The organism is Skermanella pratensis, from assembly GCF_008843145.1.
Classification (GTDB): domain Bacteria; phylum Pseudomonadota; class Alphaproteobacteria; order Azospirillales; family Azospirillaceae; genus Skermanella; species Skermanella pratensis.
Genome location: NZ_CP030265.1, coordinates 1,350,344 through 1,365,329 on the forward strand (window position 1 = coordinate 1,350,344; position 14,986 = coordinate 1,365,329).

Consider the following 14,986-nt stretch of genomic DNA (forward strand, 5'->3'; position numbering starts at 1 on the left):
ACAGGTGCACTTCCCGAAGCGGAAACGAAGGACATGACCGCCACTTCCGTCAACTGCGCGCTGAGCTATGCCGACGTCCAGCGCCTGCTGGCCGATCCGTCGCCCGAGGCGCGGATCGCGACCGTGTCGAAGCTGGTCTCCGACCTGGAAGGCGGTGAGCTCGCCGGACCCGAGAAAGCCATCGCGACCGACATCCTGCACCGGCTGGCGATGGACGCCGAGGCCGCCGTCCGCGAGGCGGTGGCCTGGCAGATCCACAACAGCCCCCTGCTGACCGACTCGCTTGCGACCCGCCTGGCGCGCGATATCGGGCGGGTCGCGTTCCCGGTCCTGCGCAACGCTCCCTGCCTGACCGACGATCTCCTGCTCCAGGTCATCGCCGACCGGGACGCCGAGAAGCAGCTGGCGGTCGCCGGGCGCCCGGAAGTGTCCTCGCGGGTCGCCGACGCCATCGTGGAAACCGACAACGTCACGGTGATCGTCCGCCTGCTGCGCAACGACGGCGCGACGATCCGCGATGCGACGCTGCACAGGACCCTGGACCGCTACGGCATGCTGGGCGCCGTCAACGAGGCGATGGCGGGGCGCTCCGGGTTGTCCCTGGCGGTGATCGAGAAGCTGATCGCCTATGTCTCCGAGGAGATCCGCAGCCGACTCGTGGAGCGGCATCGACTGTCCCCCGTGCTTGTCGCGGAGATCGTCGGGCGCGGGCGCGAGGCCGTGACCATGCTGCTGCTGAAGCCGCTCGCCGACAGTACGGCCGACCTGGAAGTGATGGTCCGCCATCTCGACCGCGACGGGCGCCTGAGCCCGTCTCTGATGCTGCGGGCTCTGTGCGCCGGTGAACTGGATCTCTTCACCATCGGCCTCGGCGTGCGGGCCGGCGTCCCGGTCGAGACCGCGCGCCTGCTGGTCTGGGACGACGGTCCGCTGGGCCTTCGGGCGATCTTCGAGAAGGCCGGGTTTCCGCAGGCGCTGTTGCCGCCCTTCCGCACCGCGATCGAGGTGGTCAAGCGGATGGACTATGGCGGGCGCGACGCCGGACGGGAGGACTATCAGGTCGCCGTGCTGGCGCGCGTCTTCGAGGAGTGCGGCGCCGTCGAGGAGCGGATGGTCGACGACCTGCTGTTGCAGCTTTTCGACCAGAAGTCGGACGAGGTGATCGAGCGGGCGATGGAGCGGGCGGGAATGCCGTTCCATCCGGTCCGCGCCGCCCGCTGACAGGGCAGGGACGCTGTACAGGCGTTGAAAAAGCCGCGATGCTTGACGATGTTCGGCATCGCCGCCTTTCCGCTTCCGGTACGATTGCTGTTTTCATGCCCCTTTCCGACCAGTCGACGCCCGTCCCGCTGACCCGCGAGGAACTTCTCGACCACGACCGCCGCCGCAGGATGATGGAGGCGTATCCGTGGATGAAGACCTGGACCGACGAGGAGCTGGACCGCTCGCTGGAGCGGACCCTGAAGTCCCGGCCGGCGGACGGCACGGGCAGGGGGGGCGTCTGGGTTTTCGCCTATGGCAGCCTGATCTGGAACCCGACCTTCGCCTTCGTCGAGCGGCGCACGGCCCGGATCCGCGGCTATCACCGACGTTTCTGCCTCCGCGCCGACATGGGGCGGGGAACGCTTGAGCGGCCCGGCCTGTTTCTCGGCCTGGATCGCGGCGGCCAATGCGCCGGCGTCGCTTTCCGCATAGCGGAAGAGCAGGCCGCGCATGAGTTGACGCTGCTCTGGCGGCGTGAAATGATTACCGGAGCCTATGTTCCGCGATGGCTGAAGGCCGAAACCGAAGAGGGACCCGTTCACGCCATCGCGATGACGATCAACCGTAATTACTCCCGCTATGTAGGTGACTGGACCCATGCGGAGACAGTCAAGGCCATAGCGATGGCGGAAGGACGGTTCGGCCGTTGCTCGGACTACTTGTTCAATACGGTCGAGCATTTGGCGGAATTGGGGTTGCGCGATCGCATGCTGGAACGTTTTGCCGCAGAGGTACGCCGATTTCTTGCCAGCTAGAGTCGCGCCACTGCCACACCCCCAAAGAGAGTGTGGACATTATGAGTCCGATATCACCTATCTCATGAACTCCAAAGTTCTTCCCGCCAACCAGTATCCGGTTACGTCCAAGTATGATCACAGATGTGCGCAACTTGTCCGATGGGACGGTGATCGACTCCGACATTTGCATCGTGGGAGCCGGTGCGGCTGGTATCACGCTGGCCATGGAACTGATCGGCCACAACTTCTCGGTCAACCTGCTGGAGAGCGGCGGGCTCGACTTCGAAGACGACGTCCAGGCGCTGAACGACGGCGACTGCGTCAGCGAGCACAAGGTCGATCTCCTGTGGAGCCGCCTGCGCTATTTCGGTGGCACGACCGGCCATTGGGGCGGCAACTGCGCGCCGCTCGACGAACGCGACTTCGAGGCCCGTTCCTGGGTGCCCGACAGCGGCTGGCCAATCGCCAAGAAGGATCTGGCGCGGTTCTACCCGCGGGCATACCGCTACTGCGAGTTGCCGTCCGACGATTATTCGGTCGAGCACTGGACCGAGGTTTCCGAGAAGTTCCGCAAGAGCCGGATTCCGGTCGGCGGCGAGTCGATCGGGGAGAAGCTGTTCCTGAAAAGCCCGCCGACCCGTTTCGGCGATGTCTACCGCGCCGATCTCGCCAAGCCGGACAGCCAGTGCACTGTCTATCTCCACGCCAACGTCGTAGAGATCGAGACCGGGGAGGACGCGTCCGAGGTCCTGGGGCTCCGGACCCGCGACGTGGGCGGGCGGGGCTGCCGCTTCACCGCCAGGATCTTCATCCTCGCCAGCGGCATCGAGAACGCGCGGCTCCTGCTGCTGTCCAACAAGGTCCGCCCCAACGGGCTGGGCAACGACCATGACGTGGTCGGCCGCTACTTCATGGCGCACACCACCATCCGCACCGGCCGCGCGATGCTGGAGGTGCCGAAGGAGACGGTTCGGTACTACGGCCTGGACAGCTGGGCCTCCCGGTTCGAGAGCGGCGGCGCGCCCTTCGTGAACGCCCTGCAGCCGACCTACGAGGTCCAGCAGCGGGAAGGCATGCTGAACAGCGTCGTGTTCTTCGACGAGTCCTACGAAGGGGAGCACGCGCCGGGCTTCGTGGCTCTGCGCAAGATGGTCAAGCAGATCATCCAGGGCCGCATGCCCGACCGTCTCGGGGAAAACCTCGGCAAGGTGATCGGCGACCTGGATTCGGTCGCCAGGGCGCTCTATGCCCGGGCCAGCGGCAACAGCGCCTACCGGGCTCTGGAGCTGCGCTATTTCGCGGAGCAGGCGCCCAACCGCGACAGCCGCGTGATGCTCGGTCCCGACCGCGACGCGCTCGGGCAGAACCGGCTGGTGCTCGACTGGCGGCTCCAGCAGATCGACAAGCACACGATCCTGCAGACCCAGGATCTGGTCGCCCGCGAATTCGGCAGGCTCGGCGTCGGCCGCCTGCAGGTCGAGTTCGAGAACGAGGACGATCCCTGGCCGAAGAATGTCGATTCCTCGGCCCACTTCATGGGCACGACCCGGATGAGCAAGGATCCGCGCCATGGAGTCGTGGACGAGAACTGCCGGGTCCACGGCGTAAGGAACCTGTACGTCGCCGGCGGATCGGTGTTCCCGACGGCCGGGGCGACGATGGTGACGATGAACATCGTCACCCTTGCCGTGCGTCTGGCCGACCACCTGATCGGCAAGCTGGCCTGAGTCCGACCTTCCTTCGTCCTGCGGGAGATGGCCGGATCAAGTCCGGCCAGGACGGAGGGGGGAACGAAGCGGCGCCCGGCAGGCCGGTCGCGGCTTTGCCGTCCTCAATCGGAAATCGGGTATGTCACGATATCGACCGCGGCGCCGGTCACGGTCACGGCGGCGGAGCCGACGGTGGTGACCGCCCCGACCGTCGTGCCCACTATGCCGCAGCCGCAAAGGTTAGTGAGCAGGCAAAGTAAAGCGGTAATTCGAACCATGGATGCGCTATCCTGAAGCCGGCCTTACCTCGATGGTGTCGGCCATGCCTCCTTTGATGCACTATGCGGTTCCCGGTCACAAGACCGTCATGATCCATCCGCAAACTGTCCCGGATCCTGGGAACCGCATTGGGGCAATCTGACCGTAACCGCGCACGCCGCCGCTTTCCTGATCTACGCATTCCGGGTTTCAGACTTGAACGATCTCATCCTCTTCATCCTGGTCATCAGCGCCCTGCTCGTGGTCGCCAGCGTGCTCCAACCCCTGGCCGATCGGCTGCGCCTGCCCCACTCGGTGCTGCTAGCCGCCATCGGAGTCGCGATCGCCGCCGCCGCGGTGACGCTCGTGCCGGGCAGGGAGCCCCGGATGATCGGCGAGGCGGCCGCGGCCATCGCCGAGATGTCGTTCAGCTCCTCCACATACATCCTGGTGTTCCTGCCGGCGCTGCTGTTCCAGGCGGCCCTGACGATCGACGTCAGGCGGATGATGGAGGACGCGGCCCCGATCCTGCTGCTGGCGGTGGTCGCCGTGTTCGTCGCCACCGCGGTGATCGGGCTGGCGCTATGGCCGCTCGCGGGGGTGCCGCTGGTCGTCTGCCTGATGTTGGGATCGATCGTGGCGACCACCGACCCGGCGGCGGTCATCGCGATCTTCCGCGACATCGGGGCGCCGGCGCGGCTGGTCAGGCTGGTCGAGGGCGAGAGCCTGCTGAACGACGCCGCCGCCATCGCGATCTTCTATGTCCTGCTGGAGATGATCGTCTCGGGCGACGAGCCCGACCTGCTGATGGGCGCCTGGGACCTGGCGTTGGACCTGGGCGGCGGCACCGTGCTGGGGATCTTCGGGGCGCGGCTGGCGGTGGCGGTGATCCCGCTACTGCGCGGACGGCGCACGGCGGAGGTGACGCTGACCCTGGCGCTGCCCTATCTGATCTATGTCACGGGCGACCATTTCCTGGGGGTCTCCGGCGTCGTCGCGGTGGCGGTGGCCGGGCTGGTGTTCGGCGCGGGCAGCCGCTCCCGGCTGTCACCGTCGGGATGGGCGTACCTGGACGCGGTGTGGGAGCAGGTGGCCTTCCTGGCGGGGTCGCTGGTCTTCATCCTGGCGGCGCTGATGGTGCCGAAGCTTCTGGTGGGCGTCAGCGCGCATGACGGCTTCCTGCTGCTGGTGATGGTCGCGGCGGCGCTGGTCGCCCGCGCCGTGGTGCTGTTCCTGCTGCTGCCGCCGCTGACCCTGCTGAAGCTCAGCGCCAAGATCAGCAATTCCTACAAGCTGGTGCTGACCTGGGGCGGGCTGCGCGGCGCCGTGACCCTGGCGCTGGCCCTGTCCGTGACGGAGGCCCGCGGGATCGAGGGGGAGGAGCAGCGGCTGGTGACCGTGCTGGCGACCGGCTTCGTGCTGTTCACCCTGTTCGTCAACGGCACGACGCTCCGCACGGTGATCAAGCTGCTCGGGCTGAACCGGCTGTCGCCGCTCAACCAGGCGCTTCGCACCCAGGTGCTGGCCCTGTCGCTGGCCGAAGTCCGCGACTCGGTCCAGGAGACCGCCCAGGAATACGAGTTCGCGCCGACCGTCGCCCGCGCGATCCAGAAGCCCTACGACGCCCGGATCGCGGAGGTGACCTCGGGCGGCAGCCTGGAGGAGCGGATCTCCGACCGCGACCGCATCACGCTGGGGCTGATCTCGCTCGCCAACCGCGAACGCCAGCTGGTGCTGGAGCACCATGGCCTCCAGACCGTGTCGAGCGACATCATCGAGGCGCTGCTGCGCAACGCGGGGGAGATCTATGACGGCGCCCGGACCGGCGGCCGGATCGGCTACAACCGCGCGGCGCGCAAGATCCTGCGGCTGCCGCGCGCGTTCCGGTTCGCCTATTCGCTGCACCGCTGGACCGGGGTCGAGCGCCCGCTCGCCCGGCAGGTGTCCAAGCGGTTCGACAAGTTCCTGGTGCGCCGCCTGGTTCTGGAGGAGCTGATCCGCTTCAACAGCCGCAGCCTGAAGCCGCTGCTGGGGGACCGCGTCGCCGAACTGCTCGGCGAGGTGCTGGGCGGCCGGATGGAAGCCTCCTCCAAGGCGCTGGACGCGCTGGAACTGCAATATCCCGAATATGCCGAGGCGCTGAGCCAGCGGTTCCTGCGCAAGTTCGCGCTCCGGCGGGAGATGGCCCGTTACGAGAGCCTGTTCCACGACGGGCTGATCGGCCAGGAGCTGTTCGAGGACCTGCGCCGGGGCGTCGAGGTGCGCCGGCGCGAGGCCGACCGGCGGCCCAAGCTGGACCTGCGGCTCGACAAGGTCGCCCTGATCGCCCAGGTGCCCCTGTTCAACGGCCTGGAGCCCAAGGACATGGCGCGGCTGGCGAAGATCCTGCGGTCCCGCCTGGCGCTGCCCGACCAGACCTTCATCCGCGCCGGGGACCGCGGCAACGCCATGTACTTCATCTCGTCGGGAGCGGTCGAGGTGGTGCTGCCGGACCGCCGCATCCGGCTGGGACGCGGCGACTTCTTCGGCGAGATGGCGCTTCTGGACGGCGCGCCGCGCCGGGCGGACGTGGTGGCGCTGACCTACTGCACGTTGCTGGAACTGCGTTCCGGCGACTTCAGCAAGTTCCTGAAGGCCAACCCGCACATCAGCGATCGGATCGACCAGGTCGCCCGGGAGCGCGGGGTGAAGCGGGTGGCCTGACCGGCCTCGCCGCCCATCCTTATCGGCCGCCCGAAACCGGCACCAGCGCGCCGCAGACATAGGACGACTGCTCCGACAGGAGCCAGACGATCGCCTGCGCCACCTCCTCGGCGGCGCCGACGCGCCCCTCGGGGACGCCGCCGACCAGCCGCCCGAGCCGGCCGGGGATGCCGCTGGCGTCGTGGATCTCCGTGTCGATCAGGCCGGGATTGACGGCGTTCACCCGGATGCCTTCGGGACCCAGCTCCTTCGACAGGCCGATGGTCAGGCTGTCCACGGCGCCCTTGCTGGCGGCGTAGTGGACGAACTCGTTGGGGGAGCCCAGCGCCGCCGCGCGGGACGACACGTTGACGATCGTGCCGCCCCGGCCGCCGCGGCTCTTCGCCATGCGCCGCGCCGCCTCGCGGGCGCACAGGAACGGGCCGACGACGTTGATCGCCATCACGCTCTCGACCGTCTCGGCGGTCAGGTCGAGCAGCTTGCCCGCAGGGCCGGTGATGCCGGCATTGTTGACCAGCCCGGTCAGCGGGCCGAGCTGGTCGTCGACGGCGGCGAACAGGCGCATCACGTCCGGCTCGCGCGCCATGTCGCCCTGCACGGTGATGGCCCGGACCCCGTGGGCGCGGGCGTCGCCGGCGACCGCCTCGGCCTTGGCCTGGTCGCGCAGGTAGTTGACGCAGACATCCCAGCCCGCCCGGGCCGCGAGGCGGACCGTCGCGGCGCCGATGCCGCGGCTGCCGCCGGTCACGACGAGAATTCCAGCCATCACCTTGTCTCCCCTATCAGTCTTCTTCTTGTAAGGTCCGGTCTTGCCGTCAGGGCAGGATGTAGCTCGTCTTCACCGTGGTGTAGAACTCCGCCGCGTAGCGGCCCTGCTCGCGCGGACCGTAGCTGGACGCCTTCCGGCCGCCGAACGGCACGTGGTAGTCGACGCCCGCGGTCGGCAGGTTGACCATCACCATGCCGGCCTGGGAATTGGCGCGGAAATGGTTGGCGTGCTTCAGCGAGGTGGTGGCGATGCCGGCCGACAGGCCGAACTGGGTGTCGTTGGCGACATGCAGCGCCTCCTCGTAGTCCTTCACCCGGATCACCGTGCCGACCGGCCCGAAAATCTCCTCCCGGTTGACCCGCATGTCGTTGGTCGTCTCGGTGAACAGGCAGGGCGACATGTAGAAGCCCGGCGTTTCTCGGTTCAGGCGGTCGCCGCCGAATACCTTGCGGGCACCTTCCTCCTGGCCGATCGCGACGTATTTCAGGTTCTGGTCGAGCTGGCGCTGATCGACCGCGGGACCCATCTGGGTCTCCGGCTTCAGCGCGTCGCCCACCGTCAGCTTGGAGATCCGCTCGGCGACGGCGTCGACGAACCGGTCGTGGATGCCCTGGGTGACGACCATGCGGGACGACGCCGTGCAGCGCTGGCCGGTCTGGAAATAGGCGCCGTTGACCGCGATGGAGACGGCGGTGTCGAGGTCGGCGTCGTCGAGCACGACCAGCGGGTTCTTGCCGCCCATCTCGAGCTGGAACTTGATCATGCGCTCGACCGCCTGGGCGGCGACCTTGCGGCCGGTCGGCACCGATCCGGTGAAGCTCAGCGCGTCCACGCCGCCGATCAGCGCGGAGCCGATCCTGGAGCCCGAACCCATGACCAGGTTGAAGACGCCCTCCGGGATTCCGGCCCGCGCGATGATGTCGGCCAGCGCCCAGGCGCAGCCGGGGGTCAGCTCCGCCGGCTTCAGGACCACGCAATTGCCGTAGGCCAGGGCCGGGGCGATCTTCCAGGCGGGAATCGCGATCGGGAAGTTCCAGGGCGTGATCAGCCCGACCACGCCGATCGGCTCGCGGGTGATCTCGATCTCCACGCCGGGGCGGGTCGAGGCCACTTTCTCGCCCTGGAGGCGCAGGACCTCGCCGCCGAAGAACTTGAAGATATGGCCGGCGCGGGTCGCCTCGCCGACGCCGTCGGCCAGCGGCTTGCCTTCCTCGCGGGCGAGCAGGCGGCCCAGCTCGTCGCGGCGCTCCAGGATCTCGTTGCCGATCTTCTCCAGCATGTCGGCGCGGTTCTGGATCGGCGACCGGGACCAGGCCGGGAAGGCGGCCCTGGCGGCCGCGACCGCCTGCTCGACCTGCTCCGCCGTCGCGGAGGCGTATTCCCCGACCACGTCGTCGGTGTTGGACGGATTGATGTTGCGGATGACGTCGGTGCTTTCGACCCAGCTACCCGCGATGAAATTCCTGTTGATCGTCATGTCTGCCGAGTTCCCTCTCGCCCGTGGCGCCGCCGCGTTGGTCGCGGCGCTGATCGTTGGTTGCCATGCTGGCAGGACCGAGCCGGTATGACCAAGTGTAAATGCGCGCGGACCCCGAAGGTTCGCGCAGGGCTGATATGGCGTGATCCGCCGTGCCGCTATTCCAGGGAGCCGGCACCCATGGGCGCCGCTCCGCCGGGAAGGTCGAGGGCGAAGCCCAGGAATTGGGTGGTCCGTGTCTGGCTGAAATTGTTGTCGCTGACCAGGATCAGGCTCTGGCGGCCGTCCGGCAGCACCGGCCCGAGCGCCAGCCCTTCGACGTTGCCGAGCGGCACGTCGAGCTTGGACAGGTCCAGCAGCAGCTCCTTGGTCACCGGTCCGGGAGCCGGCCGGCCGGCGAGGCCGTGGATGCCGGAGATATCGTCGGCATCGCCGATGCGCACCTCGAACAGCTTGATCGCGTGGCCGGCACCCGTGCCGAAGGACCGTTCCAGCGCCAGGAGCGTGCCGTGGTCGTCGAGGGCGAGCAGTTCGACCAGGCCGCTGAGCGCGAATCCGCCGTCGGTCTTCGGCGGGGCGGCGATCGCCTCGGTCAGATAGAGGTATTCCGCCTTGACCCGGCCGCTCGCGGTATCGAAAGCGAGGATCCGCGCCGGGCTTCCGCGGTCGAGGCCGGCCTGCGGACCGTCCTGCGCCAGCGCGTTCTCCGTGGCGGAGTAGAGGGTCCGGTTGTCGGGCGTGAGGGTCAGGCTCTCGAAGGCGAGGTTGTTCCGGACACCCTGGGCGCCGTCCCCGTCGGGCAGGAACTTCCGCGGCACCTCCAGCGACCGGAGCTGCCGGCCGTCCAGGCCGAACTCGGCCACGAAGGGCGGCACCCGGTTGGCGGCATCGCCTTCCGAGGCGATGAACAGCGTTCCTCCGGCACTCAGGGCGATGCCTTCGGGGTCCGCCGCGCCGTCCGGGAAGGGCAGCCCGTCCGGGGCGGTCAGCGTGACGGTCGCCGTGACGGCGACGTCGCCGTCGGCCAGGCGCCCGTCCGAGAGATCCAGGTCGAGGGTATGGAAGCGCGGCGCGCCGGTCTCGCCGCCGCGGCTGTCGGAGATGGCATGGTACGACCCCGTGGCCTGGTTCCAGGCGAGGCCCGACAGCCCGCCGACCTCCGTCCCTTCGACCCTGAAGCCGGCGGGCAGGGTCGCGATGCCCAGGAACTCGAGCCCGGTTTCGCCGTGGAGCACCCGGGCCGCGATGCCGGGGTGGTCGGTGAAGAAGCCGTCCGCGCCGAGCCCGGTCAGCAGCCTGACCTGTTCGGGCAGGGTCAGCGCCGTGCCGTCCCGCTCCAGGGGCAGGAAGTTCTCCTCCGCGCGCAGGGTATAGGGATGGACCAGCAGGCCGGCCTCGTGAGCGTCCCGGATCAGCGGCCGGATCTCCCCGGTCAGCCGGGAAGTGACCCGGGCGGCGCCGTCACCGTCCGCATCCACCGGCCGGTCGAGCCGCTCCCGCGGGAGGATGCTGTCGATCCAGGGGCCGATGCCCTCGGCATATCGGACGGCGATGTGTTTCAGGACCTCGGGCGCGGCGAGGTCGGCGTAGCCGGTCTGCCGGCCGACCGCGATGGGGAAGCCGTCGTAGACCGACATGTCGGCGCCGCGTGCCGCGTTGTCCGGGTCGGCGTTGAAGCCTATGTCGTAGGGCGCGGAAAAGCCGCCGGACCCGCCGAGGCCGCCGAGCAGCTGGACCAGCGGCAGGTCGATGCCGGCGGCCGGCATGATCCTGTCCTGCAGATCGATCAGGTTGGCGACTTCGAAGCTCTGGATGAAGACCCGGGACGGATCGGTGAAACCCTGCTCCGCCAGGGTCCGGACGAGGGACTGGCCCAGGTCGGTCCCGATGGGCGAGCCGCCGTCCACCACGTCGAGCCTTCCGTTGCGGTTGGCGTCCTCCCCGAGGTCCAGGATGCCGTCGCCGTCCCGGTCCTCGTTCTGGCGGGTGCCTTCCAGGGCGTGGTAGGTGGGGTGCTTGGTCTCCATGTAGATCCCGACCTTGCGGCCGGTTTCCGCCTCCACCTGCTTGACGAGCCGGACGATCTCCTCAAGCGTCGGGATCTCGAACCGGCCGTCGAAGGCCGCGTTGTCCGGCCGGATGTCGGGGATGCGCTCGCGGGCGCTCAGCTGCTTGATCTCCGCCAGCGTGAAATCCTCGCTGAACCAGCCGGCGACCCGATCGCCGTCCAACACCTTGACGCTGAGCCGGTCGGCGAAATCGGGCCTGCCGTCGCCATCGCCGTCGAAATCGGCTACGTCGGTCGTTTCCTGCGCGATGACGGGACGGCCGTCGACGCCGAACAGGATGTTCCCGTCCGCATCGAGCCGGGCCTGCGCCAGCAGGTTCTCATGCCGGGCGATCAGGATGCCGTCCCGCGTCGCCACCAGGTCGGGCTCGATGAAGTCGGCGCCCAGCTCGGCGGCGAGACGGTAAGCCTCCAGCGTATGTTCCGGGCGGGAACCGCTCGCTCCCCGGTGAGCGATGACGATCGGAACATGCATGATGGTTTCCTCTTTCCATGCCCGGATTGGTTCCGATTGGGGATCAGGTGGGAGCGGTGTGTCGATCGGCCGCATTAAATTTCCGTGTCGGGCACGGCGAACGGGCTGCTCGACGGTTGGCATGATCAGGGAGATCACTGTACGGCGGAGTTATGCTGAGCAAATTGCGGGATCTGATGGGGCGGCTGCGACGGGCCATGCGCGAGCGCGTCCATGTCATGTCGGAACTGGAGAAGACGGAAGGCGACCTGGACAAGAGCCTTCGCCGGTACGGCAAACCGCCGCGTCGCCGTGGTTCGGATGAGGAGGCGTGACGGCGCGCCCGCCCGCCGGCCTTCAAGCAGACGTTAATATGTAACGGAATTCGATGAACTTTCGGTTGGCTCCAGAAGCATCTTCGTTGAAATGTGCAGATCAACGTTGAATAGAATGATTATCTTCTGTGTTCTACGAAGAATATTCACGTAAAGTCGAAGCATTGTCAAATTTGTCCTAAAGATGTAATTAACTCATCACGGGTATCTTAAGGAGGTCTAATTTTGAGGTGCCTCCATGCCCAGCGCTCCCGTTCTTTGGTCTGCCCCAATCCTTAAGTTGAATCACACGGTCATTGATTTGAGCAAGACCGGAACGAGAACCTCGTGGGAGTTCTCCAGTGATGAAGACGTCCTGTTCATAGCGTCGGATGAAGTCAGGACGCTTGATCGCCTTCAGACGAAAGGTGGAAACAATATCGTCGTGATCGGCGGAAAGTTCGAGCCGAACGATCACTCGACGCCGGTCGCCACCCTGAACTTCACCCATGTTTCCGGATCGGTCTATGTGGAGGGCGTCCATATCGACCACCGGCATGCCGGTGAGAAAGACGCCATCTCCGTCTACAGCGCGGCGGGCAAGCAGGCCAACTTCACCCTGCAGAACTCGCTGATCGAGAACGTCAAGGGCAGCTATCACGGTGTCCACGGCGATGTCTTCCAGCCCCAGGGGCCGATCGGCGACGTCAAGTTCTACAATGTCACGGCGTCCACGACGTACCAGGGCCTCTTCCTTCAGCCCAGGGATCCGATCAAGTCGGTCGAGCTCGAGAACGTGGAGATCAGGAAGCTGCCGGGCGGCGATGCGAAGTCCTGGTTGTATTACTTCTCCCAGCCCGGCGACCCGCTTTATCCCGTCTCCCTCAAGAACGTGTACGTCACCGAGCAGCCGGGCCAGCGCGCCGAGTACAACTCCGTCTATCCCCCGATCGGCCTCGGCGGCGCGGTCCGCACCGGGGACACGATCAAGTTTCCCAATCTGCCCTATTCCGGGTCGATGACGGTCGGAAAGGCGGGCTTCGTCTCGGCCGACAAGGTCGGGCTCGGCTATGAGGCAAGCGGTCTCACGGCTTCCGGCGCCTTCCGCGGAACCGCCGCCGACGACGTCTTCCAGGGCGGTACGGGAACCGACACCCTCGACTATGGCTGGGCCCCGTCGGCGGTCGTGGTCGACCTCGCGCTCGGCAAATCGAGCGGCGGGGGCGGCAAGGACCGGTTCGGCGGGATCGAGAACGTCAAGGGGTCCGTCCATGCCGACCAGCTCGTCGGCAATTCGGGCAACAACGTGCTGTCGGGCGGCGCCGGCGACGACAGCCTGTCCGGCGGAAACGGGGCAGACCGTCTGGTCGGCGGGACGGGCAGGGACACGCTGCGCGGCGATGGCGGCGACGACTGGCTCGAAGGCGGGCAGGGCAACGACGTCCTGGACGGCGGAACCGGCTTCGATACCGTCGATTATTCGGACGCCCCGGGCGCCGTGGCGGTCGATCTCAATGCCGGGACGGCGACGGGGGCCGACGGGACGGACACGCTGATCTCCATCGAAGCCGTGGCGGGATCGGCCTTCGACGATACCCTGATCGGAAACTGGGCCGTCAATTTTCTGGCCGGCAATGCCGGAAACGACGTGCTACGGGGAAGCGGCGGCGACGACTGGCTCTCGGGCGGGGCCGGCAACGACATCCTGGACGGCGGGACCGGCGCCGACAGGATGCTGGGCGGAGCCGGCGACGATACCTTTCATGTCGACAATCCCGGCGACAAGGTCGAGGAGAGCGCGGGCGAGGGCATCGACACCGTCTATTCCTCGATCTCCTGGACCCTGGGCGCCCATATCGAGAACCTCATCTTCACCGGACACGGGACGCTGACCGGGCGCGGCAACGGGACTGCGAACGTCATGAGGGGCGGCGCGGGGGCCGATACGCTCCACGGCCTGGGCGGCGACGACAGGCTCTACGGCGGCGCCGGGAATGATTTCCTCTATGGCGGCGACGGCGCCGACATGCTGGACGGCGGCGACGGCAACGATACCCTGAAGGGCGGCGACGGCAACGATACTCTCTACGGCGGCGCCGGGAACGACTGGCTGGAGGGCGGCGCCGGTGCCGACAGCATGGTCGGCGGCACGGGGAACGACACCTACATCGTCAACGACGCGACCGACATCCTGATCGAGCGCGCCGGGGAGGGTACCGATACGGCCAGATCGACGGTGTCCTACATCCTTTCCGCCGAGGTCGAGAACCTGACGCTGGAAGGAGAGTCCAGCCTGTCCGGAACCGGCAACGCGTCCGCCAACGTGATCCGGGGCAACGCCGCGGACAATATCCTGAGGGGCATGGGAGGCAACGACACCCTCCATGGCAACGCGGGCAACGACTGGCTGGACGGCGGCGACGGGAACGATCTGCTTTACGGCGGCGAAGGCCACGATATGCTGGAAGGCGGCGCCGGCAACGACCGTCTCGACGGCGGAGCGGGCGCGGACCACATGATCGGCGGGTCGGGCGACGATACCTACTTCGTGGACAATGCGGGCGACCAGATCGTTGAGGCCGCCGGCGGCGGCACCGACACGGTGCACTCCACCGTCTCGCTGGTCCTGGCGAACGAGGTCGAGAACCTCATCCTGGGAGGCACCGGCAACCTGGACGGCACCGGCAACGGCCTCGCCAACAAGATCCAGGGGAACAGCGGGGCGAACCTGCTGCAGGGCGGCGGCGGCGACGACTGGCTGCAGGGCTGGGACGGAAACGACCGCCTTGAAGGCGGTGCCGGCAACGACGGCCTGGACGGAGGGGCGGGGAACGACGTCCTGATCGGCGGTGCCGGCCGCGATCGGTTGTCCGGGGAGCCGGGGCGGACCGCTTCGTCTTCGATTCCGTCGGCGACAGCGGGCCGGGATGGGGCAGCGGGACAACATCCTGGATTTCCAGCCCGGGATCGACATCATCGACCTGAGGGGGATCGACGCCAACGTCACGCTCCAGGGCGACCAGGCCTTCACCTTCATCGGCGGCACCGCCTTCGGCAAGGTGGCAGGCCAGCTCCGGTGGTACGAGGCCAATGATTTCCGGATCGCCCAGGGCGACGTCAACGGGGACGGGGTGGCCGATTTCGAACTCCAGGTCACCGGCCCCACGTCGATCGAGAAATCGTTCTTTCTTCTCTGAGGCGTTCACCGCCTCGCTGGAGACGGAAGGAGCCGCC

General features: G+C 67.5%; 10 protein-coding genes and 1 pseudogene. 7 read left to right on the forward strand and 4 right to left on the reverse strand.

Annotation, left to right across the window (positions count from 1 at the left end; genetic code table 11):
- The first annotated feature begins 33 nt into the window (after positions 1 to 33).
- From DPR14_RS06160 to DPR14_RS06170, 3 genes are all read left to right on the forward strand, one after another.
- Complete coding sequence (locus tag DPR14_RS06160; protein WP_158044365.1) at positions 34 to 1,221, forward strand: DUF2336 domain-containing protein; 1,188 nt, start codon at positions 34 to 36, stop codon at positions 1,219 to 1,221.
- Between the two features lie 38 nt (positions 1,222 to 1,259).
- Positions 1,260 to 2,018 carry a gamma-glutamylcyclotransferase gene (locus DPR14_RS06165; RefSeq protein WP_158044366.1) on the forward strand — a complete coding sequence of 253 codons (759 nt, stop codon included), beginning with the start codon at positions 1,260 to 1,262 and terminating at the stop codon, positions 2,016 to 2,018.
- Between the two features lie 134 nt (positions 2,019 to 2,152).
- Positions 2,153 to 3,727 carry a GMC oxidoreductase gene (locus tag DPR14_RS06170; RefSeq protein ID WP_192499310.1) on the forward strand — a complete coding sequence of 525 codons (1,575 nt, stop codon included), beginning with the start codon at positions 2,153 to 2,155 and terminating at the stop codon, positions 3,725 to 3,727.
- A 104-nt stretch (positions 3,728 to 3,831) separates the two neighbouring features.
- On the opposite strand, the gene DPR14_RS27750 is transcribed toward DPR14_RS06170, so the two are convergent.
- Positions 3,832 to 3,987, reverse strand: a complete 156-nt coding sequence (locus tag DPR14_RS27750) for a hypothetical protein (protein ID WP_211103937.1) — start codon at positions 3,985 to 3,987, stop codon at positions 3,832 to 3,834.
- Between the two features lie 196 nt (positions 3,988 to 4,183).
- Between DPR14_RS27750 and DPR14_RS06175 the strand changes: the two genes are divergently transcribed.
- On the forward strand, positions 4,184 to 6,670 hold the full coding sequence (locus tag DPR14_RS06175) for a cation:proton antiporter (RefSeq protein ID WP_158044368.1): 2,487 nt from the start codon (positions 4,184 to 4,186) through the stop codon (positions 6,668 to 6,670).
- A gap of 19 nt (positions 6,671 to 6,689) precedes the next feature.
- On the opposite strand, the gene DPR14_RS06180 is transcribed toward DPR14_RS06175, so the two are convergent.
- From DPR14_RS06180 to DPR14_RS06190, 3 genes are all read right to left on the reverse strand, one after another.
- Entirely contained in the window at positions 6,690 to 7,436 is a 747-nt protein-coding gene (locus DPR14_RS06180) for an SDR family oxidoreductase (protein WP_158044369.1), read from the reverse strand.
- Between the two features lie 49 nt (positions 7,437 to 7,485).
- Entirely contained in the window at positions 7,486 to 8,916 is a 1,431-nt protein-coding gene (locus DPR14_RS06185) for an aldehyde dehydrogenase family protein (protein ID WP_158044370.1), read from the reverse strand.
- Positions 8,917 to 9,074: 158 nt separating this feature from the next.
- Positions 9,075 to 11,459, reverse strand: a complete 2,385-nt coding sequence (locus DPR14_RS06190; RefSeq protein WP_192499311.1) for an esterase-like activity of phytase family protein — start codon at positions 11,457 to 11,459, stop codon at positions 9,075 to 9,077.
- A gap of 152 nt (positions 11,460 to 11,611) precedes the next feature.
- Here DPR14_RS06190 and DPR14_RS27205 point away from each other — a divergent pair, with 152 nt between their 5' ends.
- From DPR14_RS27205 to DPR14_RS29010, 3 genes and pseudogenes are all read left to right on the forward strand, one after another.
- Positions 11,612 to 11,773 carry a hypothetical protein gene (locus DPR14_RS27205; protein WP_192499312.1) on the forward strand — a complete coding sequence of 54 codons (162 nt, stop codon included), beginning with the start codon at positions 11,612 to 11,614 and terminating at the stop codon, positions 11,771 to 11,773.
- A gap of 997 nt (positions 11,774 to 12,770) precedes the next feature.
- Positions 12,771 to 14,594 (forward strand): annotated as a pseudogene (locus tag DPR14_RS28650) (calcium-binding protein); the annotation flags it as partial.
- 85 nt (positions 14,595 to 14,679) lie between these two features.
- Positions 14,680 to 14,949 carry a M10 family metallopeptidase C-terminal domain-containing protein gene (locus DPR14_RS29010; RefSeq protein WP_158044372.1) on the forward strand — a complete coding sequence of 90 codons (270 nt, stop codon included), beginning with the start codon at positions 14,680 to 14,682 and terminating at the stop codon, positions 14,947 to 14,949.
- Positions 14,950 to 14,986: the final 37 nt, after the last annotated feature.

Bases quoted from the DNA above. Each gene is read 5' to 3' on its own strand.
- DPR14_RS06165 (WP_158044366.1), top strand. From the start codon at position 1,260: ATGCTTGACGATGTTCGGCATCGCCGCCTTTCCGCTTCCGGTACGATT.
- DPR14_RS27205 (WP_192499312.1), top strand. From the start codon at position 11,612: ATGCTGAGCAAATTGCGGGATCTGATGGGGCGGCTGCGACGGGCCATG.
- DPR14_RS29010 (WP_158044372.1), top strand. From the start codon at position 14,680: ATGGGGCAGCGGGACAACATCCTGGATTTCCAGCCCGGGATCGACATC.
- DPR14_RS06160 (WP_158044365.1), top strand. From the start codon at position 34: ATGACCGCCACTTCCGTCAACTGCGCGCTGAGCTATGCCGACGTCCAG.
- DPR14_RS06180 (WP_158044369.1), bottom strand. From the start codon at position 7,436: ATGGCTGGAATTCTCGTCGTGACCGGCGGCAGCCGCGGCATCGGCGCC.
- DPR14_RS27750 (WP_211103937.1), bottom strand. From the start codon at position 3,987: ATGGTTCGAATTACCGCTTTACTTTGCCTGCTCACTAACCTTTGCGGC.
- DPR14_RS06190 (WP_192499311.1), bottom strand. From the start codon at position 11,459: ATGCATGTTCCGATCGTCATCGCTCACCGGGGAGCGAGCGGTTCCCGC.
- DPR14_RS06185 (WP_158044370.1), bottom strand. From the start codon at position 8,916: ATGACGATCAACAGGAATTTCATCGCGGGTAGCTGGGTCGAAAGCACC.